Origin of the sequence: Mycobacterium numidiamassiliense (assembly GCF_900157365.1) — a bacterium.
GTDB classification, from domain to species: domain Bacteria; phylum Actinomycetota; class Actinomycetes; order Mycobacteriales; family Mycobacteriaceae; genus Mycobacterium; species Mycobacterium numidiamassiliense.
In genome coordinates this window covers 1,525,060-1,547,537 of sequence record NZ_FUEZ01000003.1, presented here as the reverse complement: position 1 = coordinate 1,547,537, position 22,478 = coordinate 1,525,060, and the positions used below count along the sequence as shown (strand labels likewise).

General features: G+C 65.7%; 25 protein-coding genes. 10 read left to right on the top strand and 15 right to left on the bottom strand.

Annotation, left to right across the window (positions count from 1 at the left end; genetic code table 11):
- The first annotated feature begins 19 nt into the window (after positions 1-19).
- Entirely contained in the window at positions 20-700 is a 681-nt protein-coding gene (locus tag MNAB215_RS07250) for a YoaK family protein (RefSeq protein WP_077078096.1), read from the top strand.
- Between the two features lie 68 nt (positions 701-768).
- Here the strand turns inward: MNAB215_RS07250 and ag85C are convergent, their stop codons facing one another.
- From ag85C to MNAB215_RS07225, 5 genes are all read right to left on the bottom strand, one after another.
- Entirely contained in the window at positions 769-1,794 is a 1,026-nt protein-coding gene (gene ag85C / locus MNAB215_RS07245) for a diacylglycerol acyltransferase/mycolyltransferase Ag85C (RefSeq protein WP_077078095.1), read from the bottom strand.
- 235 nt (positions 1,795-2,029) lie between these two features.
- The gene (locus MNAB215_RS07240; protein WP_108637545.1) at positions 2,030-2,776 is read right to left on the bottom strand and encodes an ABC transporter permease; all 747 of its coding nucleotides are present in this window, start codon (positions 2,774-2,776) and stop codon (positions 2,030-2,032) included.
- Positions 2,777-2,846: 70 nt separating this feature from the next.
- The gene (locus MNAB215_RS07235; RefSeq protein ID WP_077078093.1) at positions 2,847-3,668 is read right to left on the bottom strand and encodes an ATP-binding cassette domain-containing protein; all 822 of its coding nucleotides are present in this window, start codon (positions 3,666-3,668) and stop codon (positions 2,847-2,849) included.
- Complete coding sequence (locus MNAB215_RS07230) at positions 3,665-4,126, bottom strand: MarR family winged helix-turn-helix transcriptional regulator (protein ID WP_077078092.1); 462 nt, start codon at positions 4,124-4,126, stop codon at positions 3,665-3,667. The genes MNAB215_RS07235 and MNAB215_RS07230 overlap by 4 nt, the downstream gene beginning before the upstream one ends.
- 58 nt (positions 4,127-4,184) lie before the next feature.
- Positions 4,185-4,682: a metallophosphoesterase family protein gene (locus MNAB215_RS07225; protein WP_077078091.1), complete on the bottom strand. Its 498-nt coding sequence runs from the start codon at positions 4,680-4,682 to the stop codon at positions 4,185-4,187.
- A 36-nt stretch (positions 4,683-4,718) separates the two neighbouring features.
- Between MNAB215_RS07225 and MNAB215_RS07220 the strand changes: the two genes are divergently transcribed.
- Complete coding sequence (locus tag MNAB215_RS07220; protein ID WP_077078090.1) at positions 4,719-5,174, top strand: MaoC family dehydratase; 456 nt, start codon at positions 4,719-4,721, stop codon at positions 5,172-5,174.
- Positions 5,175-5,347: 173 nt separating this feature from the next.
- Here MNAB215_RS07220 and MNAB215_RS07215 read toward each other — a convergent pair whose 3' ends face one another.
- The 3 genes from MNAB215_RS07215 to MNAB215_RS07205 are packed head-to-tail and all read right to left on the bottom strand — an operon-like array spanning position 5,348 to position 8,439.
- Positions 5,348-6,682, bottom strand: a complete 1,335-nt coding sequence (locus tag MNAB215_RS07215) for an acyl-CoA dehydrogenase family protein (RefSeq protein WP_077078089.1) — start codon at positions 6,680-6,682, stop codon at positions 5,348-5,350.
- Between the two features lie 46 nt (positions 6,683-6,728).
- Positions 6,729-7,334: a class I SAM-dependent methyltransferase gene (locus MNAB215_RS07210; protein ID WP_077078088.1), complete on the bottom strand. Its 606-nt coding sequence runs from the start codon at positions 7,332-7,334 to the stop codon at positions 6,729-6,731.
- A 13-nt stretch (positions 7,335-7,347) separates the two neighbouring features.
- Complete coding sequence (locus MNAB215_RS07205; protein ID WP_077078489.1) at positions 7,348-8,439, bottom strand: F420-dependent hydroxymycolic acid dehydrogenase; 1,092 nt, start codon at positions 8,437-8,439, stop codon at positions 7,348-7,350.
- A gap of 87 nt (positions 8,440-8,526) precedes the next feature.
- Between MNAB215_RS07205 and MNAB215_RS07200 the strand changes: the two genes are divergently transcribed.
- Positions 8,527-9,132 (top strand): GNAT family N-acetyltransferase, encoded by a 606-nt coding sequence (locus tag MNAB215_RS07200; RefSeq protein WP_077078488.1) that lies wholly within the window; start codon positions 8,527-8,529, stop codon positions 9,130-9,132.
- Positions 9,133-9,142: 10 nt separating this feature from the next.
- On the opposite strand, the gene MNAB215_RS07195 is transcribed toward MNAB215_RS07200, so the two are convergent.
- Positions 9,143-9,817, bottom strand: a complete 675-nt coding sequence (locus tag MNAB215_RS07195; protein ID WP_077078087.1) for a TetR family transcriptional regulator — start codon at positions 9,815-9,817, stop codon at positions 9,143-9,145.
- Between the two features lie 69 nt (positions 9,818-9,886).
- Here MNAB215_RS07195 and MNAB215_RS07190 point away from each other — a divergent pair, with 69 nt between their 5' ends.
- Genes MNAB215_RS07190 through MNAB215_RS07175 form a run of 4 tightly spaced genes read left to right on the top strand, consistent with a single transcriptional unit; the run spans position 9,887 to position 13,721 of the window.
- The gene (locus MNAB215_RS07190; RefSeq protein ID WP_077078086.1) at positions 9,887-10,981 is read left to right on the top strand and encodes a flavin reductase family protein; all 1,095 of its coding nucleotides are present in this window, start codon (positions 9,887-9,889) and stop codon (positions 10,979-10,981) included.
- Between the two features lie 27 nt (positions 10,982-11,008).
- On the top strand, positions 11,009-12,127 hold the full coding sequence (locus tag MNAB215_RS07185; protein ID WP_077078085.1) for a fatty acid desaturase family protein: 1,119 nt from the start codon (positions 11,009-11,011) through the stop codon (positions 12,125-12,127).
- 23 nt (positions 12,128-12,150) lie between these two features.
- A complete protein-coding gene (locus tag MNAB215_RS07180; RefSeq protein WP_174604535.1) occupies positions 12,151-12,675 on the top strand; it encodes an SRPBCC family protein in 525 nt (174 codons plus the stop codon).
- A complete protein-coding gene (locus MNAB215_RS07175) occupies positions 12,675-13,721 on the top strand; it encodes an LLM class flavin-dependent oxidoreductase (RefSeq protein ID WP_077078084.1) in 1,047 nt (348 codons plus the stop codon). The genes MNAB215_RS07180 and MNAB215_RS07175 overlap by 1 nt, the downstream gene beginning before the upstream one ends.
- On the opposite strand, the gene MNAB215_RS07170 is transcribed toward MNAB215_RS07175, so the two are convergent.
- From MNAB215_RS07170 to MNAB215_RS07160, 3 genes are all read right to left on the bottom strand, one after another.
- A complete protein-coding gene (locus MNAB215_RS07170; protein ID WP_077078083.1) occupies positions 13,718-15,454 on the bottom strand; it encodes a serine/threonine-protein kinase PknH/PknJ in 1,737 nt (578 codons plus the stop codon). The genes MNAB215_RS07175 and MNAB215_RS07170 overlap by 4 nt on opposite strands.
- A 92-nt stretch (positions 15,455-15,546) precedes the next feature.
- A complete protein-coding gene (locus MNAB215_RS07165) occupies positions 15,547-16,653 on the bottom strand; it encodes a DUF1214 domain-containing protein (RefSeq protein WP_077078082.1) in 1,107 nt (368 codons plus the stop codon).
- Positions 16,650-17,225 carry a TetR/AcrR family transcriptional regulator gene (locus tag MNAB215_RS07160; RefSeq protein ID WP_077078081.1) on the bottom strand — a complete coding sequence of 192 codons (576 nt, stop codon included), beginning with the start codon at positions 17,223-17,225 and terminating at the stop codon, positions 16,650-16,652. The genes MNAB215_RS07165 and MNAB215_RS07160 overlap by 4 nt, the downstream gene beginning before the upstream one ends.
- 27 nt (positions 17,226-17,252) lie before the next feature.
- Here MNAB215_RS07160 and MNAB215_RS07155 point away from each other — a divergent pair, with 27 nt between their 5' ends.
- Positions 17,253-18,488, top strand: a complete 1,236-nt coding sequence (locus tag MNAB215_RS07155) for a sulfotransferase family protein (RefSeq protein WP_077078080.1) — start codon at positions 17,253-17,255, stop codon at positions 18,486-18,488.
- Between the two features lie 158 nt (positions 18,489-18,646).
- Positions 18,647-19,540: an alpha/beta fold hydrolase gene (locus tag MNAB215_RS07150; protein ID WP_077078079.1), complete on the top strand. Its 894-nt coding sequence runs from the start codon at positions 18,647-18,649 to the stop codon at positions 19,538-19,540.
- A 1-nt stretch (position 19,541) separates the two neighbouring features.
- On the opposite strand, the gene MNAB215_RS07145 is transcribed toward MNAB215_RS07150, so the two are convergent.
- A complete protein-coding gene (locus MNAB215_RS07145; protein WP_077078078.1) occupies positions 19,542-19,754 on the bottom strand; it encodes a TOBE domain-containing protein in 213 nt (70 codons plus the stop codon).
- A gap of 53 nt (positions 19,755-19,807) precedes the next feature.
- Positions 19,808-20,455, bottom strand: coding sequence for a TetR/AcrR family transcriptional regulator (locus MNAB215_RS07140; RefSeq protein WP_083746024.1), 648 nt, complete (start codon positions 20,453-20,455; stop codon positions 19,808-19,810).
- Positions 20,456-20,558: 103 nt separating this feature from the next.
- Here MNAB215_RS07140 and MNAB215_RS07135 point away from each other — a divergent pair, with 103 nt between their 5' ends.
- Positions 20,559-21,884, top strand: a complete 1,326-nt coding sequence (locus MNAB215_RS07135) for a cytochrome P450 (protein ID WP_077078077.1) — start codon at positions 20,559-20,561, stop codon at positions 21,882-21,884.
- 7 nt (positions 21,885-21,891) lie between these two features.
- Here MNAB215_RS07135 and msrA read toward each other — a convergent pair whose 3' ends face one another.
- On the bottom strand, positions 21,892-22,407 hold the full coding sequence (gene msrA / locus MNAB215_RS07130; RefSeq protein WP_077078076.1) for a peptide-methionine (S)-S-oxide reductase MsrA: 516 nt from the start codon (positions 22,405-22,407) through the stop codon (positions 21,892-21,894).
- Between the last annotated feature and the right edge of the window lie 71 nt (positions 22,408-22,478).

Genomic DNA, 22,478 nt, shown 5'->3' with positions numbered 1-22,478 from the left:
TATGTGAAAGCATGTGCGGATGTCGAGTCCGATCTTCGACGGTGAGGATCGCCTGTCGTGGGCGCTGGCCGCGTTGGCCGGTGTGCTGGGCGCGACCGCGTTCACCCACTCGGAGGGCTACTTTGTCACCTTCATGACCGGCAACGCCCAACGCGCGGTGCTGGGCTATTTCCGGCATGACGTGTTGCTGTCGATCACGGCGGCGCTGCTATTGGTGTGCTTCGTCGCCGGCGTGGTCGTCGCCTCGGTGTGTCGCCGCCGCTTCTGGTCGGGGCACCCGCACGGCCCGACCGTGCTGACCACCACCAGCCTGGTGGCGGCCACCGCGCTGGACATCATCGAAGAAGGCTGGGATGAGAACATGCTCGATTTCGCGCCGATCATGTTGGTGGTCTTCGGCATTGGCGCGTTGAACACGTCGTTCGTCAAGGGCGGCGAGGTGTCGATCCCGTTGAGCTACGTCACCGGCACGCTGGTCAAGATGGGCCAGGGCATCGAACGCCACATGGCCGGCGGAACGGTCGCGGACTGGCTCGGCTACTTTCTGTTGTTCGCCAGCTTCGTCCTGGGTGCCGCGATCGGCGGCGGCATCAGCCTGGTGGTCAACGGCACCTGGATGCTGGTGGTTGCCACCGTGATCTGCGCGCTGACCACCGGCATCACCTATTTCCATCTGGACCGACGCGCCGTTCCCGACTAGCTGCGCCAACTAAAAAGCATCGGCAGCAGCGCTGACCGGTGCGCTGCTGCCGATGCTGGCTTAGTGCCTTAGCCGGCGGGAGGTGCGGCCGGGGGCGGGGGAGGCGTCGCGGCGTTGACCGCGTTGATGGTTTGGATCATGTCCGGCTTCATCGCCATCAACTGCTGGTTCCAGTAGGGCCACGAGTGCGTCCCGTTGGCGGGGAAGTTGAACACCCCGTTTCGTCCACCCGATGCCACATAGGTGTTCTGGAACTGCTGGTTGGTGCGCAGGGTGAGCCCTTCGAGGAACTTCGCCGGCATGTTGTCGCCGCCGAGGTCGCTCGGTGTGCCGTTACCGCAGTAGACCCAGATGCGGGTGTTGTTGGCGACCAGCCGCGGAATCTGCAGCATCGGGTCGTTGCGCTTCCACGCCGGGTCGCTGGAGGGACCCCACATGCTGTTGGCGCTGTAGCCGCCCGCGTCGCTCATCGCCAGGCCGATCAGCGTCGGCCACCAGCCCTCGGACGGGTTGAGGAAGCCCGACAACGCCGCGGCGTACGGGAACTGCTGCGGGTAGTACGCCGCCAGGATCAGCGCGGAGCCACCCGACATCGACAGGCCCACCGCCGCGTTGTTGAGCGGCGATACCTGCTTGTTGGCCTGCAGCCACAGCGGCATCTCGTTCGTGATGAACGTTTCCCACTTGTAGGTGTAGTTCTGGCCGTTGCCTGACGACGGCTGGTACCAGTTGCTGTAGAAGCTGGACTGGCCGCCGACGGGCATGACCACCGACAGGCCGGACTGGTAGAACTCCTCGAACGCCGGAGTGTTGATGTCCCAGCCGTTGTAGTCGTCCTGGGCCCGCAGACCGTCGAGCAGGTAGACGGCGTGCTGGCCGCCGCCCTGGAATTCGACCTTGATGTTGCGGCCCATCGACGGTGAAGGAATCTGCAGATATTCCACCGGAAGACCTGGCTTGGAGAATGCCCCCGCGGTCGCCAAGCCGCCGACAGCGCCGACGAGTCCGGACAGCAGGGCAGCACCTATCGCCGCGATAGCCAGCCGGCGCGGCACCCCTGTCGCAGCGCCACGCAACTTTTCAACGAACGTCATAGTTTCTACCCATCCCAACTTTCATCTGCCGCATGATGCGGTGGAATCTGTTCTCGGGGAGTCAAACACAGACGTCGGACACAACTCCTCTGTCACGGCCGCAGCGCAACGTCGCGGTCTGCTAACGATTGGGACTCGGCGAGCAATCGTCGCGAACGGGTCACGATTGGCTATCGGAACCGTGCGGACGCCTTGCGAATCCGATAGCGGATGCGCTATCAGGCGCCCGAGACCGCTACGCCACCAGGCGGCGCAATAGTGTTGAGGCCGTGACGATTCCGAGCGCGGCGGCGATCACCAGCACCACCAGATCCAGCGGATTGAGTGGAGTGCCGATCAGCATCGCCCGCAGGGCATCGACCTCGTAGCTCAGCGGGTTGACGGTGCTCAGAGCATGCAGCCAGGACGGCATCACGTCGACCGGGTACAGGGCATTGGACGCGAAGAACAACGGCATGGTGATGGCTTGCCCGATACCCATCAGGCGATCGCGACTGCGCACCAACCCCGCCAATGTCATTGACAGACAAGCGAAGAACGCCGCACCAAGCATCACCGTGACCATCGCGGCCAGGATCCGCAATGGATTGATGGTCAGCCCGACACGCATCAGATAGGCCAGCGCCATGACGCCGACGACCTGGGCGACCGATCGCACTCCGGCGGCGAACGCCTTGCCGGTGATCAGCGCCGACGCGGGTGCCGGTGTCACCATCAGCTTGGCCAGCACGCCGGCATCGCGATCCCAGATGATCTGGATGCCGTAAAAGATCGAGATGAACAGAGCCGACTGGGCGATGATGCCCGGCGCCAGGAAAGCCAGGTAGGACACCGACCCGGTGTGGATGACGTGCAGCTTGCTGAATGTGGTGCCGAAGATCAGCAGCCACAACGCCGGTTGCACCATGCGGGTGATCAGTTCGGTACGGTCATGCCCCAACTTCTGCAGTTCGACGATGGCGAACGCGCCGACGCGACTCATCGTCGCGCGGGCTCGCTGCCAACCGCGTGGGGCGCGGACCAGGTTGGCGGCCGGGCCATTGGTTGCATGATCAACTTGCACGGCTGGCAACCCTTCTGCTGGAACGGATTTCGCGAAAGTCCGAGGACTCGGGCGTCGATTCGGCGAGGTCGGAGGCGGCGAAGTGGCGGAACACGTCCTCGAGCGTGGCGCCCGCGGACACCTGCGCCTTCAGGTCCGTCGGGGTGCCCACGGCCCGCAACGTGCCGCGATGCATCAGCGCGACGCGATCGCACAAGGCGTCGGCCTCTTCCATGTAGTGGGTGGTCAGCAGCACCGTCATCCCGAACTGGGCCTGCATGTTCTGCACCTGTGTCCACACGCCGTCGCGGGCGATCGGGTCCAGCCCGACGGTCGGTTCGTCCAGCACCAGCAGCGACGGCCGGTTGACCAGGGCCTGGGCCACCTCCAGGCGGCGGACCATGCCGCCCGAGTAGGCGCCGGCCAGCCGGTCGGCCACGTCGAGCAGCTCCATGGCGGCCAGTGCTTGTTCAACGCGGCAGGCACGCTCACCGCGGGGGACGCCGTACAGCCGCGCGAACCATTCCACATTCTGCCAACCGGTCAGGGCGGGTTCGATCGAAAGCTGTTGTGGCACATAGCCGATGTTGCTGCGAATGTCGGTGGTCCGGCGTCGGGAGTCCAACCCGAAGATGCGCAGTTCGCCTTCCTGGACCGGCGTCAGGGTGGTCAGCATCCGCACCAGGGTGGTCTTGCCGGCGCCGTTGGGTCCCAGCAGTCCCATCGTTTCGCCCGGCCGTACCTGCAAGCTCAGGTCGTCGACCGCGGTGAACTGGCCGTAACGGTAGGTGAGGTTCTGGCAGTCGATCGCCAACGGTAGTAGTTCGGTCATGATCCGCGCTCCTGTAATCTTCGTGTCACCGTGTTGAGAACCTCCAACCCCTTTGTCAGAGAATCGATTTGATCGTCATTTAGTTCGCCGAGCAGCTCGGACAGCAGCACCCGCCGGGCGGCTCGTGACGCGTCGACCATCTGCTGCGTGGGCTCGGCGAGCCGCAGCTGGCAGGCGCGACGGTCGGTCTCGTCGACGGTCCGGATCAACCAGCCGGTGGCGACCAGCTTGGAGACCAACGTCGAGGTGGTGTTGGGCACCTGTCCGAGTTCGGCTGCCGCGGCGCGCACCGAGATTGCCGGTCGCCGGCCGACCAGCCACAGCAGCTCCGCCTGTGAATCGCTGAGCGCGGCGGTGTCGAACCCGCGGCCGACAGATCGGCGGAGTTGCCGGCGAAATCTGCCGACGCTGCCGACCACGTCGGCGGCGAGTTCGGTGTGTGCCTTCAGTGTTTGCATATATAGCTCTGTTTACGAGCTAAATATGTGTGCTGGCTATGTCCGAGCTATCCCCGAGCTACTTGTCGATGCGGTGCAGGTCAACACCGGTCAGTTGGCCGTCGTGGACGGCCGCGGTCAGGTAGGTACAGAACGGTTGGCGGCGCCGATCCGTCGGGGAGCCCGGGTTGAGCAGACGCAGCCCGGTCTGTGTCGTGGTGTCCCACGGGATGTGGCTGTGCCCGAACACCAGGACATCGCGGTCCGGGTACAGCCGCGCCATCCGGGCTTCGCGCCCGGCGGCGGCGCCGGTCTCGTGGACGACCGTGAAGCGGACACCGGCCAGCGTCACTTCGGCTCGCTCCGGCAGCCGCGACCGCACCGCGGGCCCGTCGTTGTTGCCCCAACACCCGACCAGCCGCGCGGACCGGGCCGTGAGCTCGTCGACCAGTTCGGGTGCCACCCAATCGCCGGCGTGCAGCACGACATCGGCGCTGGCGACCTCATCCCACACCGCGGCGGGCAGGTCGCGGGCGCGCAGCGGGACGTGGGTATCGGCAATCAACAGGAGTCGCACGAGTCCTATGCTTACCCACGACCTTAAGGAGAGAGCATGCGCACCTTCGATTCAGTTGCGGACCTTGCCGCCGCTGCGGGCGAGACCATCGGGCAGAGCGACTGGGTGACCATCACTCAGGAAGAGGTCAACCTGTTCGCCGACGCGACCGGCGATCACCAGTGGATCCACGTCGACCCGGAGCGCGCCGCGAAGGGCCCGTTCGGCACGACCATCGCCCACGGCTACATGACGTTGTCGTTGCTGCCGCGACTGCAGCACGACATGTACACCGTGAACGGGATCAAGCTCGCGATCAACTACGGCCTGAACAAGGTTCGCTTCCCCGCCCCGGTGCCGGTCGGCTCGAGGGTGCGTGCGCAAAGTTCGCTGGTCAACGTCGAAGACGTCGGCAACGGTGCGGTTCAGGCGGTGGTGTCGACGACCGTCGAGATCGACGGATCAGCCAAGCCGGCCTGCGTGGCCGAAAGCATCGTCCGCTACATCACCTGATTTCCCGACGCCGTTCAGCGACGGCAGTAGTCACACCCGGCACTTCACTACCGCCACGACGGGCGCTACCCCATTTCGAAACGCGATATCACCGGCGATATCGCGTTTGAACTTTGGTCATGCCGAGGCTCGCCGGTGCCAGTGTGACCGGTGTGATCACACGGCGGCGGCGATCAGAACTCCGCGATCGCATGCTCGAGGCGTTCGGCCAGTCGGCTCTGGGCTTCGGCGCGCCGGGTCGGTATGTGCTGAGACGGGAAAGGCGTTGTCACGGGCTCGTATTCGCGCAGCGTGCGACGGGCCACCGTCATCTTGTGCAGTTCGGTAGCGCCGTCGGCGATGCCCAGCGACTCGGCGGCGACCATCATTTTGACAAACGGCATCTCATCGGAGACGCCCAGTGCGCCGTGTAGGTGCAGGGCCCGCTGCGCGACGTCGTGCAGCACCTGGGGCATGGCGACTTTCACCGCCGCGATGTCGCGTCGCACCTTCTGGTAGTCGTGGTGCTTGTCGATCAGCCACGCGGTGCGCAGCACCAGCAGCCGGAACTGCTCGATCTGGATCCAGCTGTCGGCGATCTTCTCCTGTGTCATCTGGAAGTCGGACAGGTGGCCGTGCCGGGTCTTACGCGACACGGCCCGCTCGCACATCATGTCGAAAGCCTTGCGCGCCAACGCAATTGTGCGCATCGCGTGGTGGATACGGCCGCCGCCGAGCCGGGTCTGGGCGATCATGAATGCTGAGCCTTCGCCGCCCAGCACATGGTCGGCGGGCACTCGGACGTCTTTGTAGCGCACGTAGCCATGCGAACCGTGCTTGCTCGACTCGCCGCCGACCGCGACGTTGCGGATGATCTCGATGCCCGGCGTCTCGCCCGGAACGATGAACAGCGACATTTTGTCGTAGGTGCGGCCCTCGGGGTTGGTCACCGCCATCACGATGAAGAACGATGCGTGCTTGGCGTTGCTGGAAAACCACTTCTCCCCGTTAATGACCCAGTCGTCACCGTCGCGGGTCGCACCGGTCACGAACATGCCGGGATCGGAACCGCCCTGCGGCTCGGTCATCGAATAGCAGGAGGTGATTTCGCCGTCGAGCAGCGGCTGCAGGTAGCGCGCCTTCTGCTCGTCGGTGCCGAACAGCGCGAGGATCTCGGCATTACCGGAATCCGGTGCCTGACAACCGAATACCGACGGAGCCCAGCGGGAGCGCCCAAGGATCTCGTTGAGCAGCGCCAGCTTGACCTGGCCGTAGCCTTGGCCGCCGAGTTCGGGGCCCAAATGTGCGGCCCACAGTCCCTGGTCCTTCACCTGCTGCTGCAACGGGCGCAGGATGCTCATCATCTCGGCGTTGTTTTTGTCGTACGGGTCAAGCGCGACGAGATCGAGCGGTTCGAGCTCTTCGGCCATGAACTTTTCGACCCAGTCCAGCTTCGCCTGATATTCCGGGTCTGTCTCGAAGTCCCACACTGTCGGCCGCCGTTCTCCGGTGCGACGTCGCACCGGCATCTTGGATATCGCTAGATGGAGCCACCCCATCGTAAGTGGGGCTTTTCTAGGACGCCTTCGCGGCCACCGCGGCGTTGATGATGACCGCGTGCACCCGATGCCAGCGCGGTTGAGCGAAGCCCGCCCGCAACAGCAGCCGATCGGCGCGGTGCGGGGTTCGGGCCTTGCCCCGCCTGCTGGTGGCGAGGGTGGGGAGCAACAAACGGGAGAACTGGTCGACCAGGACAAGGTGCCCGCCGGCGCGCAGCACCCGTGCGCACTCACGCAGCCCTGCCAATTGATCCGACCAGTGATCGAACGACGTGCTGCTGACCACGAGGTCGATCGAGGCGTCGGGGTAGGGGAGTCGCTCGGCGACGCCGGTGGCGAAGGTCAGGCGGTGGTCGCCGCCGATGCCGCGGGCCGTCTCAATCATGTTGGGAGCGGCGTCAATTCCGGCAAGTTCCACGGCATCCGGATACTGGCGGGCCAGCGTTCGCAGCAGGTATCCAGTTCCGCACCCGACGTCGAGGACTCGAAGTGGTGCGGCAACGGTTTCGGCGGCCAGCGCGGCGGTGTTCTCGCTGATGGTGTGGTGCAGCCGACCGCGCCAGCCGTGGTCGTACTCCCCGGCACGATCGTCGTACGCGCCGAGATCGCGATAAGGCGGCACGGCGGCAATTGTATTAGTGCAGCTTGGGCAGAACGTAGTCGCGGTAGAAATTGATGGCGGTGATGGGGTCGGCCTGCGGGAAGTGCAGAAAGGGGACGGCGCCGCCATCGAGAACCCATTGCACGGCAATGATGTGTGGGGCGGCATCGATGCCGACCGTCCAGTTGGCCAGCACCTTGTCGATCGGGTTCGAATCGGCGGCACGCTGGATCTCGACCGGATTGGGTTGATCGGCGGCCCCGGCGGTAAAGCGCCACAGGGCCGCCGCGCGGGAGGCCTCCTCGTTATCACCGACGACGGCGAACAGTTCGACGCGCTTGCCCAGGGTGGCAGGGTCGCGGCCCGCGGCACGAGCGCCGGCATCGAATGCGGCCAGCAGCTTCTGGTTTATGAGGTCGCGGGACTGGGTGATCCAGCCATCGCCGTATTGCCCTGCCAGCCTTGCGCTTTTAGGTCCGCTGGCGGCCACGAAGATCGGCGGCGGCGTCGGCGGGAGGTCGTAGAGTTGCAGCGAGTTGGTCTGAAAATAGCGGCCGGCGAACGAGGTTCGCTGGCCGCTCCACAGCTGGCGGATCAGCCCGATCGCCTCAACAAGACGGTCATGACGCTCGGCGTATTTGCCGAACGTGTTGGTGGTGGCCTGCTCGTTGAGCCGCTCGCCGGTCCCGAGTCCCAAAAAAACGCGCCCGGGATTCAGGACCGCCAGCGAGGCAAACGCCTGCGCCACCGTTGCCGGGTGGTAGCGGTAAATCGGGCAGGTGACCCCGGTGCCGAACTCGATGCGACTGGTGCTGTTGCCCACCAGGGCCAGGGTCAGCCACGGGAACATCGAGTGGCCCTCGTTGTCCTGCCACGGTTGGATGTGGTCGCTGGCCCAGACATATCGAAAGCCGGCCTTCTCAGCCGCCTGGGCTTGCTCGACGAGCCGATTGGTGCGGAACTGCTCGTGCGACAACGTGATTCCCACGCCCTTGGCGGCCGGCAGCGGCGGACTGCCAGGCGCGCCACGATGCTTCAGATCGCACCCGCCGGCCAATGCGCCAGCGCCCAGTACGCCTGTGCCGGTCGCGAGCCGCCCGAACGCCCGCCGTGAGAAACCCGTCACCGAAGCCAAGATACCCGCGGCCGAACCCATGACACTCGTTTCGCGATGTGCGCCGCCTTCTTGGCCTGCTGGACCTAACCTGAAGTGGTGACTCCGCGGGCGCGGGCGGCGGGGAAAGCCGATATTCGCGAGCTATCAGCCACGTTGAGCCGGGCCTTTTACGACGATCCGGTGTCGACCTGGATCCTGCCTGACGACAAGGCACGGTCCAAACACCTGGCTCGCGTCTTTGCGGCGATGACTCGTCATCACCATTTCGGGTACGGCGGCGTGGAGGTCGCCTGCAATGGACCGGGTATCGGTGCGGCCGCGCTGTGGGATCCGCCGAATCACTGGCAAGAAACGCGCCGAGCGGAGTTGGCGATGACGCCGTCATTACTGCGGGTGTTCGGCTTGCGGACAGCGGTGGCCCGCGGCGTGCAGGAAGCAGTGAGGCGCGTGCACCCCGAAGAGCCGCACTGGTATCTGGCAGTACTCGGAAGCGATCCGGCGGTGCGCGGCATGGGCTTTGGACAGGTCCTCATGCAGTCGAGGCTGGACCGCTGCGATGCCGAGCACGCGCCGGCCTACCTCGAGTCGAGCAAGCCCGAAAACATCCCGTACTACCAGCGTTTCGGCTTCACGGTCACCGGCGAAATCGTGCTGCCCAACGGAGGTCCGACGTTGTGGGCGATGTGGCGGGCGCCGCGCTGACCGCTTTGCGTTACGGCTTGCTGCGCCAGCCGGCGATGCCGATGGCGATCATCCGCAGCTGCTTGACGGCGGTCCGCCGGATGTCTTCCAGCGACTCGGCGCTCTGGGCATCCTCGGTGGCTTCGGCGATGACGATCATGGCGTTGACGAACAGCGTCGCCAGAACGTTGAGGTCCTCGGTGCTCCAGCCGTTGAGCCCCGGGAAGCGGGCCAGGTCGGTGGCCAGCTCGGACGTGATCAGCCGGATCTCGGTGCGGATGGCGTAGCGCAGGACGGACAGGCCGCTATTGCGCTCCCTGGCGATGAATCGCCAGTGTTCGCGTCGTTCGGCGACGCTGGCGATCAGGATCTCGACGGACGACTCGATCACCCGGTTGGGGTCGAGCTTGCCGGCCCTGGCGCCACGCAGGGTGTCGCGCAGGTGCCGAAACGACTCGTCGATGAGGACGAGGCCGAGGGCCTCCATGGATTCGAAGTGGCGATAGAACGCCGCGGGCACAATGCCGACTTCCCGCGTCACCTCGCGCAGGCTCAGACTGGAAAAGCTGTGGTCCTGCAGCAGCTTGAGCGCCGCGGCGATGATGGCCCGCCGGGTGGCTTCCTTGCGTTCCTCGCGCGACGGGCTTTCACGGGGGCGCTCGCGGCCCGACCGGCGCGACCGTGAGCTAGGAGTACGGTCGTTCACTGTGTGAAGCCTACCACAGAGCAGGCTAAACCCTTGACTATCTGGGCGTATCGGACGCACGGTGTACATATGTTCACTCAAAATCTTACCCGGACGCTGACGAAGCGCGTCCTGGGATCCGACCTGGTTGACCTGCTCACCGGTCCACACGGCGTCGACCGCTACACCGAGCTGGTGACGCCGACCTGGACGCTGGGCGAGCCGCGCGCCAAGGTCATCGACGTGCGTCGCAGCACGGCGCGCAGCGTCACGCTCACGCTGGCCCCGAACGCGAGCTTTCGTTCCGCGCACACCGTCAAGGCGGGCCAATACGTCACCGTCACCGTCGACATCGACGGCCGCAGGCATGCCCGCTGCTATTCCCCGGCCAACGCCGAGGGCAGTTCCACGATCGAGCTGACCATCGGCCACCACGAGCGCGGCCTGGTGTCGAACTACCTCTATGAGCGCGCGCGTCGCGGCATGGTCGTGGGGCTGACCGGCGTCGGCGGGGACTTCGTATTGCCGGCCCGGGGGCCGCGGCGGCCGCGCCGGATCCTTTTCGTCTCCGGCGGCAGCGGCATCACGCCGGTCATGGCGATGCTGCGCACCCTGATCGCCGAGCAGCACGTCGACACCGCGGGTGGCGAACTGGCCTTCGTCCACTACGCGCGCAATCCCGCCGAGGCGTGCTACCGCGACGAGCTGGCGGCAATGCCCGGCGTGCGGGTGTTGCACGGGTTCACCCGTTCGGGTTCGGGCGAGCTCGCCGGCCGCTTCGGACCGGAGCACCTGACCGCCGCCATGCCCTCGCCAGATGCGGTATTCGTCTGTGGGCCAACGGCTTTGGTCGATGCCGTGCGTGAGCACTGCGACAACGTCTGCACCGAGAGCTTCGTGCCACCGGTCATCGAGGCACCCGAAAACGTATCGGGTGGACGAATCACGTTCGCCGACAGCGGCATTGACGCCGTTGACGATGGCCGGTCGCTGCTCGATCAGGCCGAATCGGCCGGCCTGACCCCGGCCAACGGATGCCGGATGGGCATCTGCCACACCTGCACCCGACGCAAGAATGCCGGCACCGTGCGCAACCTGACCACCGGCGCGGTGTCCACTGCGCCGGACGAAGACATCCAGATCTGCGTCTCCGTCCCGGTCGGCGACATCGACCTATCGCTTTAACGCCCGAACATCAAGGGAGGAAAAGTCATGACACACAACACAGTCACCCTGACCCGCGAACAGGCCGACGCATTCGGCCGCGAAATCGACACCATCAAAGAACGCGTGATGGCACAGCTCGGCGAGGAAGACGCCGACTACATCCGCCGCGTCATCAAAGCCCAGCGTGCGCTGGAAGTCGGCGGCCGTGCGCTGCTATTCGCCGGGGTGCTGCCACCGGCCTGGCTGCTGGGCACCACCATGTTGGGGCTGTCAAAGATCCTGGACAACATGGAGATTGGCCACAACATCATGCACGGCCAGTACGACTGGATGCGCGACCCTGCGATCTCCGGCCGCTCCTTCGAGTGGGACACGGCCTGCCCGGCCGACCAGTGGCGGCATTCGCACAACTACATGCACCATACCCACACCAACATCGTCGGGATGGACCGCGACATCGGCTACGGCATCCTGCGGATGAGCGAAGACCAGAAGTGGCACCCGTACTACTTGGGCAACCCGGTGTACGCCTTCCTGCTGATGGTGCTGTTCCAATACGGTGTCGCGCTGCACGAACTGGAAACCGAGCGCATCCGCTCGGGCGAGATCAGGCTGCGCGACAAGCGCGACGTGCTCAAGGCCATCTGGAAAAAGACACGCCGCCAGACGCTCAAGGATTACGTCGCCTTCCCGTTGCTGGCCGGCCCATTCGCGCCGTTCGTCTTCACCGGGAACATGACGGCCAACCTGATGCGCAATGTCTGGTCGTACATGATCATCTTCTGCGGCCACTTCCCGGACGGCACCCAGGAGTTCACCGTCGAGGAGACCAAGGATGAGTCCCGCGGACAGTGGTACTTCCGCCAGGTGCTCGGTTCGGCGAACCTGACCGGCGGCAAAATCTTCCATCTGCTGTCCGGCAACCTGTCGCACCAGATCGAACACCACCTGTTCCCGGACATGCCCGCCCGCCGGTATTCGGACATCGCGCCCGAGGTGCAGGAGATTTGCGAACGCTACGGCGTTCCCTACAACCGGGGCCCGCTGCCACAACAGTTCGGCACCGTGGTCCGCAAGATCGTCAAGCTCACCCTCCCGGATTCGGTGAAACTCCCGTCTTTGCTGCGCAAGAGCGCCGACGAGCGGGAGCCCGTCGCGGCCTAAGTCCCACATCGGGTGGGGGCACAATGGGGTCCGTGGAGTGGACCGGTGCCTGCTATGCGGACAAACCAACGGTGGAAGTCTCGACGTGGATCGACGCCGACCCGAACCGGGTCTGGAATCTGATCTCCGATATCAAGCTGATGCCGACCCTGAGCAACGAGTTGCAATCGGTGGAGTGGACCGAGGGTGCTGACGGGCCCCGCCTCGGCGCCCGATTCGTCGGATACAGCGAGCACGATGCGTTCGGACAGTGGAGCACCACCTCGCAGATCGTCGCGTGCGATCAGCCCCGGGAATTCGCCTGGGCCGTTGGTGATGTCGGCAACCCCTCGGCGACTTGGCGATTCCGGCTGACCCCCCGCGACGGCGGCACCAACCTGAGCTACTGGATGCAGATGGGACCGGCGCCTTCGGGGTTGTCGGTGGCGATCGAATCGATGCCGGACAAGGAACAAAAGATCGTGTTCGTCCGGATGCGGGAGTTCGAGGCGGCGATCGGCAAGACCCTCGCGGCGATCAAAAGGCTGGCCGAGCACGGGGTCCGTTGATGCGCACGGCGACGACGGTCGAGTTGTCCGGCGCCCCTGACGAAGTGGCCCAGGTTGTCGAATTCGCCGTCGAGGCCGAGAAGCTGGGCCTGGACGTGTGCTGGGTTGCCGAGGCGTGGGGTTCGGACGCGCCGTCGGCGCTGGGCTACATCGCTGCGAAGACCGAGCGGATGCTGCTCGGTTCGGGCGTCCTTCAGGTCGGCACGCGCACACCGGTCGTGGTCGCCCAGACCGCGATCACGCTGTCCAACCTGTCGAACGGGCGGTTTTTGCTGGGCCTGGGCGCCTCGGGCCCACAGGTGATCGAGGGTCTGCACGGCGTCGCGTTCAGCCGGCCGCTGGCCCGCATGAAAGAAACCGTCGACATCGTGCGGCAGGTGTTCGCGGGTGGCAAGGTGTCGTATTCCGGCAGCCAGTTTCAGATCCCGCGGCCCGGCGAGGCCGTGCCGATGAAGTTGTCGACGGCGTCCGGGCACCCGATCCCGATCTATCTGGCCGCACTGTCCCCGGCGATGCTGCGGCTGACCGGCGAGATCGCCGACGGCTGGCTGGGCACCAGCTTCGTCCCGGAGGGCGCCGCCGACGCCTACTTCAGCCACCTCGACACCGGACTGGCCGCCGCCGGGCGCAGCCGCGCCGACATCGACATCTGCCAGGGCGCCGAGGTTGCCTTCGCGGCCAACGAAGACGAACTGCGCCGCATGGTCGTGGGCCGGAAAAAGGAACTCGCGTTCAGCCTCGGCGGCATGGGCTCGTCGAGCACCAACTACTACAACCAGGCCTACAGCCGGCAAGGCTGGGCCGAGGTTGCCGCCGCGGTGCGCGAGCGCTGGCAGCAGGGCGATCGCGAAGGCGCCGTGCAGCTGGTAACCGACGAGATGGTGCTGGCGACCACGCTCATCGGAACCGAGGACATGGTGCGGGCACGGCTTGCGGTCTGGCGCGACGCCGGTGTGGACACGGTGCGGCTGTATCCCGCCGGCGACACGTTGGAGGCCAAGCTGACCACGCTGGGCCGGGCCATCGTGCTGGTCCGCGAAACCTAGGCTGTGGGTACTCTTGCCGCGATCTGGCTGGCGATGGCAACCCCTTGTTCTGTTATGTCATAGCTGCATGCCGCCACGTCGATCACCACGTTGTTGCGGGCCGTGAGCGCCCGCTGACACGCCCAACCTGTGGTGCGCGGATTGGTCTGAGTGTTGGTGAGTATGCCCTTGGTGGTGGACATGGGTCCTGTGTTCATGTCGGTGTTGTGGACGTTGTCGTGATAGCTGCGGTTGGCGCAGGCCTGCCAGCTTTGCGTCGAGGCGCTGAAAAATGCGGCCGCCGCCTGTGCCGACGGAAACATCAACACAACCTGGTCGACGGCGTGCTTGAACTGGTGAGGCTCCTCGAGTGTCTGCCCGCGAAGGGCGGCAAAACCGCTGCCGTTGTAGACGGGCGCCTCTCCCGCGCCGCCGACCGGTAGGCACTCGGGAGGCGACGACGGATTGGCAACACCGATGTCGTCCAGAGTCTTCCACGGTCGGGAAACCGTCATTGCGGTCGCGCCCATCGCGGTATTGATGTCAGCGGCGCTCAGCAGCAGACCGTCTAGCGCAGCCTCCTCGACCGGTTTGGGCGGCGGTGGAGGTGGTGGCGGTGCGACGCTCGTTGCTGTCACTGCTGCCGGCGTGGGTGCAGACGGCTGCTGCAGTTGAAAGATGACGACGCCGGAGACCAGCACCACGACCACGACGACGATCGCGGCGATCAAGGCTGAGCGGCCTCGAGGTGGCCACCAGGATCCCCGTTGGGGTGTGGGAGTCTCGGGTGGCGAGGGATCGGCTGGGTCTTGTTGGCTGGCAGCGAGATTCAGACCGGCGGAGGGTTGTTGCACGGCGGCCTCGGTTGCGGACATCGTGGGTGCGTCGGCGCTGGACGCGAAAGCCGCACGAGTGAACTGATTTTGGGCCAGCAGCGAGATCGGTGTAGTGACTGCATCGCGGGCGGCATTGGCGAACTCGATGGTTGTGGCATAGCGATGGTCCGGTTCCTTGGCCATACCGGTGGCGATCACATCATCGACGGCCGGGGGCACATCGGGTTGGGCGTCCGAGGGTCGAGGCGGCGGGGTATTGACGTGTGCGTACATCAGGTGCGCCATGGAGTCGCCAGGAAATGGTGGGTGGCCGGTGAGGGATTCGTACAGCACGCAGGCCAGCGAGTAGATGTCGGCGCGCGCATCCTCCGTTCCGGTGTGCAGGCGCTCAGGGGCGATGTATTGGAATGTGCCGATTGTGTCGCCGGACTTGGTCATTCGCGTTTCTTCGATCGCACGAGCGATGCCGAAATCAATCAGGTAGGCGAAGTCGTTGTCGTCGAGCAAGATGTTGGAGGGCTTGATATCGCGGTGTAACAACCCCACCCTGTGGGCGGCATGCAACGCCTGAGCGACCTGTTCGATGATGCGTACCGCGCGTGCGGGGTCCAGGGGTCCGTCGGCGACGAGGGTTTGCAGGTCGCGGCCCTCGATGAGTCTCATATCCACGTAGAGCTGGTTGTCGATTTCACCGTAGTTGTGGATGGGTATGACGTGCGGGTCGTTGAGTCGCGCGGCCGCGTGGGCCTCTCGGCGGAAGCGGGATTGAAATTCCTCGTCGTCGGACAAAAAGGCCGGCAACAGCTTGATGGCGACAACGCGGTCAGTTTCGGTGTCGTGGGCCCGCCATACCTCGCCCATGCCGCCGCGGCCCAGCAACTCGACCAAGCGGTACCGCCCAAACGGGGTCCCGTCCATATCAGCCTCCCGGCAGCCACGGTCCAAGACACGGTAAGCCACTGGACGGCTTAGTACCTAGGAATCCCACCAGAGGCAGGCCGGTGTGTGGTTCAGTGCACGTCCGTCGGCGCGTCCGCGGCCTTCACCAACTTCACCCCGGGCCGCTCCGGCACCCCGTCGGTGAGGAACCAGCGGAACGCGAGGTTGCCACGCGGATAGCCCAGCGTCGTCAGGGAATTCGGGTGCGTCGTCAGCCCGCGCGACAACACGATCGTCACGGAGCCATCGCTGTTGAGCGCCGCGCTGTGGTTGTTGAGGGAGGACCGGGCTTCCTCGTCGCCGTAGGTGGCCATGAACTGGTTCCAGACCACCAAGTTCCAGAACCGGCACGACGGCGGCCGGTGCGTGATGACGAGCGCTTCGTCGTCGTCGAGCACGAAGCTGCCGTAGGAGTAACAGGCGTCGCGGGCCGACCAGCCGAAGTTGGAGTCGGGCACCTGATATGGGTCGGCGAATTCGTTTGCGGCGTGCGCGGTTTCGTGACCCAACCCGTGCTCGTCATCGACTCGCGTCCCGACCGGAAGCGGGATGATGGCAAACATCATCCGCATCCAGGCGGCGACGGCCCGCAGGCTGGCCGCCGTCTCGGCGTCGCCATGCCGTATCGGGTCGGGCTCCTCGAGCGCCTCGATATGCCACGTCACCGGACGGCCGGTCGGCGGGTGGGCTTGGTAGTCGCGGGTCATCAGCACCGCCGCGTCGGGCGTCGCCGGGAATTCGAAGGCGAAGTTGCCGTCGGCGTCGACGTCGAGATCGCTGTCGCGGACGATCGACACGACCCGGTCTGACCATGCGCCCGGCGATGGTTCGTTGTAGGCGGTCACCGAGAAGTACACGCTGTCGCCCTTGTTGCCGCTGATGCGGTATCGCCGCGCCGGGTCGACCGGGCAGATGAAGTAGTAGGCGTCGGTGTTGTCGCCACCCCACCGCCGATCGCGGCGAAACGGCGTATTGACGGCGACGAACTGCGGCCGGCCCGGCTCGGGGAACAGGTAGGCGTCCAGCGCCACGCCGAGGGTGGTGGCCAGCATGCGGTAGCCGTCGGCGATGTGCCGGTCGTCGGTGACCGCACGGTCGCCGTCGAGGAAGGAGCTGTCGAGTTCCCCGAGGGTCGCCAGCAGCTCTCGCCAGGCAGCCGTCGACTGGTGTTCGGTCATACGCTGATTCCTTTCAGGAGCAAGGTGGTGGTGCGATCGACCCAAACGTCGTTGAGCTCGGCCGGGCGGGTGAGCAGGCCGATCAGCGTGATCCCGGCGATGGCTTCGGTTAATTCGGCGGCGGTCACGTCGGCCCGGACCTCGGCTCGGCGGGCGGCCCGATCCAGCAACTCGGCCAGGCCCCCGCCGATGACGCCGGCGAAGCGTTCCAGCAGCTTGGCATGCAGGGTCGGGTCCGCCGCCATCTCACCGACCAGCCCCGGCAACGCTGCCCGGGCGGCCGGGGTTGTCAGGAAAACCATTGAGCGGCGGACCATTTCACGCAGATCCTCGGGCAGTGACCCGGTGTCCGGAATCTGGGTCGCGGCGCCGATCGGGAACACCGCCTCGTGGACGAGGTGCGCCTTGCTCGGCCAACGCCGGTAGATCGCGGGCTTGCTGGTGCCCGCGCGGTCGGCGATCGCGGACACCAGGAGTCCGGGATAGCCCGTCTCGGCCAGCAGTTCAACGGTGGCGCGCAGCACCGCTCCGTCAATTCGCGGATCGCGGGGTCGGCCAAAATCTACAACCATTACGAAACTCAGAGTAACATAAGTCGCGTGACCGACGCCGTTCGCCTTGACGACCTCGCCCTGCCCCGCTTCAGCCCCGAGGCTCAGCAGATCCTCGACATGATGGCCGCGATGGCCCCGAGCGCCCCACTTGATGCCGACTCCTTGCACGCGCAGGCCAGTGCCGACACCGGCCTGCATGACTTCGGTGCGCCCGACTACCGCGAGCGACTCGACGTGTATCTGGCCGCGCTGCGTGAGATCGACGGGCTGCATGGGGCCGGAAGGGTCAACTTTTACGGGCAGCTGCTGCAGTTGCTCAAAAACCGGTTGCTGCTGACCGACCTGTTGAAACGCCATCCCGAGATCGACGACATCGAACTGCGTTCGCCGATCGTCATCGCCGGGCTGCCCCGCACCGGCACCACCCATCTGCACAACCTGCTCGCGGCGGCGCCCACCTTCCGGACCATGCCGTACTGGGAAAGCAACGAGCCGTTTCCGTTGCCGAATGAGGTTGGCGCCGAACCGGATCCGCGCCGGGCGCGGATGGACGTCGCCGTCGGGGTGGTCAACATCGTGATGCCGCATTTCCCGCTCATGCACGAGATGACCACCGATCACGTGCACGAAGAGATACAGCTGTTGGCCAACGACATCTCGACGATGCTCTTCGAGACGCTCGCCGACGTGCCGCGCTGGCGCGACTACTACCGGGCCCACGACCAGACGCCGCACTACCAATACCTGGCCACCCAGCTCAAGGCCATGCAGTACCTGCGCGGGGGACACCGCTGGCTGCTCAAGTCGCCGCAGCATCTCGAACAGGTCCCGGTGCTGGACCGCGTATTCGGCGACAGCATTGTGCTGTTCACCCACCGCGACCCCGTGCCGGTGGCGCTGTCGATGATCGCGATGATCACCTATTCGGCCCGCATGCACCGCTCACCGGTGCCGGTGGAACAGATCGCGCAGTCCTGGATTGAGCGCCTCGACCAGATGCTCACCGCGCTCGTGCGCGATCGGGACACCCTGGGGCCCGAACGTTCGATCGACATTCGCTTCGACGAGTTCATGGCCGACGAGCTCGGTGTCGCCGAGCGGGTGTACGCCCTGGCCGGCGAACCCTTCACCGACGACGCGCGCACCGCGATCGCGGACTACCTGGCCGGCCACCGGCGCGGCCGACTCGGCAACGTCGAAACGTCGTGCGAGATGTTCGGGCTGACGCCGGACGCGCTGCGGGAACGGTTCGCGCCCTACGTCGAGCGGTTTCTGTCGTAGCGGCTTTTCGGGTCGCTATCGATTGAGGGGGACAGGCACTATGCCCGCCTCCGCGCGACAGTTGTCCACCGCGACGGCGCGTTGTCGCTCGGAGGTGGGCAATTCGTCGTTCGCTAGGTCTCGCGCACCTGCCTGCCAGTGGGCTAGCTTCGGAACGCATGGTCACCATGCCCGCGCTCGAAGGCTCCGTCGCTGTCGAACACCGGTACATCGAGTTGGGCGACGGCGTGACGATCCACGTCGCCGACGCCGGTCCGGCCGAGGGGCCGCCCGTCATGCTGGTGCACGGCTTCCCGGAGAACTGGTGGGAGTGGCACGAGCTGATCGGCCCCTTGGCCGCCGACGGCTACCGGGTGCTGTGTCCGGACCTGCGTGGCGCCGGCTGGAGCTCGGCCCCTCGCTCGCGCTACACCAAGGCCGAAAAGGCCGAGGATCTCGCCGCCGTGCTGGATCGCCTGGGCATCGGCCCGGTCAAACTCGTCGCCCACGACTGGGGCGGACCTACCGCGTTCATCATGATGCTTCGCCATCCGGAGAAGGTGTCCGGCTTCTTCGGGATCAACACCGTTGCGCCCTTTGTGAAGTTCGGCCTTGGATCGGTGCGCAACCTCTGGCGGCTCTGGTATCAGATCCCGATTTCGTTGCCGGTAATCGGTCCCCGGTTGCTCAGGGATCCCAACTCACGGTTTCTGAGAATGTTGGGTCCTTGGGTTGGTGGCGGGTTCTCGATTCCCGACGACAGTGCCCGGCTGTATGCCGAGTGCATGCAACAGCCCGGCCACGCGGAGGCCGGGTCGCGGTGGTACCGCAGTTATCAGACCGGTGAAATGTTGCAGTGGGTGCGCGGTGAGTACGCGCACGCACGCGTCGACGTCCCGGTCCGGTGGCTGACCGGCACGGACGATCCGGTGATCACGGCCGACCTGACCGACGGATATGCCGACCACATCAGCGATTTCGAGGTAGAGCTGGTCGACGGTGTCGGCCACTGGATCGTCGCGCAGCGACCAGACTTGGTGCTGGATCGATTGCGATCGTTCCTGAAACTTTGACTTACTCGACGCCGATCGTGACCTCGGTGGACTTGATGAACACGGTCGCGGGCTGACCGACCTTGAGGTCGAGGTCCAGTGCCGCGTCCTTGGTGACCGATGACGTGACAACCTGATCGCCCCCGTCGAGGCGCACCTTGACGATTGCCATCACGCTCCCGAGATCGACGTCGATGATCGTCCCGCTGAGCTGATTTCGGGTCGATAGCCGCATAGCAGTCCTTACGTATCTAGGGGTCCTGCGGTGAGCCTAGACGCAGAACGCGGCTAGTGGCGCGGACCGAGCAACGCGATCGAGGCGTCCACGGCGGGCTCGAGGATCTCGCGGACGGGGCGGCCGTCCTCGACCGCAAGCGCGGTCAATTCACGCAGCCCACCCAGCAAGATCACCGCCAGCTGCGGCGTCAGCGGCGGCAGGTCGGCGCGCCGGAATCCCGGGCTGGTGCTGAGGTTGATCAGCAGCCCGGACAACAAGTGCAGCCCGCGGCGCTGAACCGGGCGGGCGACGGCCCCGAGCGAGGGGAGCTGACGAATCCAGCTCAAGGTGATGGCCGGGCGCGCCTCGATGTATCCGACGTAGGCCTCGACGGCCTGACGGATCTGCTCGCGCCAGTCGGTCTCGGGGTCGACGGCCGACTGGATGCGCTCGCCGAGTCTTTCGATGTCGGTGGCCAGCAATTCGAGGAAACACTCTTCCTTGCTGGTGAACTGGTCGTAGAACGTCCGCTTGGACGTGCGCGCGTGCCGGACGATGTGGGCAACCGTGCTGGCCGGGTAGCCGCGCTCGGTGATCGAGGTGGCCAGGCCGTCGAGCAGTCGGAGCCGAAAGGGGTCGTGGGTTGCCGCGTCCCCGGTCGTTGTCGGCACCGTCGTCGCGGATGGCACGGCCGGTGGCCCTTTCGTCGCAGGTGGCATCTTGTCAGGCTTGGTACTTCAGAGTACCGTACCCGGAGAGGCCTCTGGTACATCGCGGTACCAACCCCCGGACCAGGGGGTGAACGTTGGGAGCAAAGACGCCATGAGCGAAGTAGTCACCGCCGCGCCGTCCGCCGCCGCGGTCCGGCTGCCACCGGCGGTACGAGCCCCAAAGATGTTGCAGGGCATGGGTTTTGCGATGTCGCGGCGCTCGATGATACGACGACTGTCGCGCCGCTACGGCGGTGTCTTCGCGATGAGCCTGCCGATGTTCGGCCCTGTCGTTGCGGTCAGTGACCCGCAGCTGGCCAAGCAGATCTTCACCACCAGCCCAGAAGAACTCGGCAACATCCAACCCAACTTGAGCAGGCTGTTCGGCTATGGCTCGGTGTTCGCGCTCGAGGGTGAGGAGCACCGCCGCCGGCGACGGCTGTTGGCGCCGCCATTTCACGGCAAGAGCATCAAGAACTACGAGAGCATCATCGAAGAAGAGACGCTGCGCGAGATCGCCGACTGGCCGCAGGGGACCTCGTTCGCCACGCTGTCGCCGATGATGCGGATCACGCTGAACGCGATCCTGCGCGCGGTGTTCGGCGCCGACGGTGCCGAACTCGACGAGCTGCGCCGGCTGATCCCGCCGTGGGTCACCCTTGGCTCGCGGCTGGCGTCGCTGCCGAAACCCAAACGCACCCATGGCCGGTTCAGCCCGTGGGGCCGGCTGGCCCAGTGGCGCAACCAGTACGACAACATCATCGAGACGTTGATCGCGGCCGAGCGGGCCGACCCGAACTTCGCCGACCGCAACGACGTGCTCGCGCTGCTGCTGCGCAGCACCTACGACGATGGTTCGGCCATGTCGCACCAGGACATCGGTGACGAGCTGCTCGCCCTGCTTGCCGCCGGTCACGAAACCACCGCGTCCACACTGGCATGGGCATTCGAGCGGATCAGCAGGCACCCGGAGCTGCTGGCCGCGCTGGTCGAGGAGGCCGACGAAGGCGGTAGCGAGCTACGCCTTGCGACGATCCTGGAGGTCCAACGGGCAAGGACCGTTATCGATTTCGCCGGTCGCCATGTCTACCCGCAGACGTACCAACTCGGTGAGTGGGTGATTCCGCGCGGCTATTCGATCATCATCGGCCTTGCGCAGCTGCACGCCAACCCGGACCTGTTCCCCGATCCGGAACGCTTTGATCCACATCGCTTCATCGGGACGAAACCGTCGGCCCTGTCGTGGGTTCCGTTCGGTGGCGGGACCCGCCGGTGCGTCGGGGCGGCGTTCGCCAACATGGAGATGGATGTCGTGCTTCGAACTGTGCTGCAGCACTTCACCATCGAGACAACGGACGTCCCCGCTGAGCGCTGGCACTGCCGGGGGGTCGCGTTCGTCCCGAAGGACGGCGGCCGAATTACGGTGCGCCGGCGCTAGACCGGACTTACTGACTGGCCGCCGCGCGCCGCGGCAGCTTCCAGCCGGGACGGACGTAGTGGCAGGTGTATCCGGTGGGGTAGCGCTCGAGGTAATCCTGGTGCTCGGGCTCGGCCTCCCAGAAGTCGCCCGCCGGGCTGACCTCGGTGACGACCTTCCCGGGCCACAGGCCGGAGGCCTCGACATCGGCGATGGTGTCCAGCGCGATGCGCTTCTGCTCGTCGTCGACGTAGAAGATCGCCGACCGGTAACTGGTGCCGCGGTCGTTGCCCTGACGATTTTTCGTTGTCGGGTCGTGGATTTGGAAGAAGAACTCCAGCAGCGTCCGGTAATCGGTGGCGGTCGGGTCGTACCCGATCTCGATGGCCTCGGCGTGCGTGCCGTGATTGCGGTAGGTCGCGTTCGGAACGTCGCCGCCGGTGTAACCGACCCGGGTCGAAACCACACCGGGCAGCTTGCGAATCAGATCCTGCATTCCCCAGAAACAGCCGCCGGCAAGGATTGCCTTTTGGGTGGTTGCCACTTCGTGTCCTCCTGACCGGCCGAGACTCGGACATGACCAAGCCCAGGCTACACTCCGCCGATGAGCTGCAA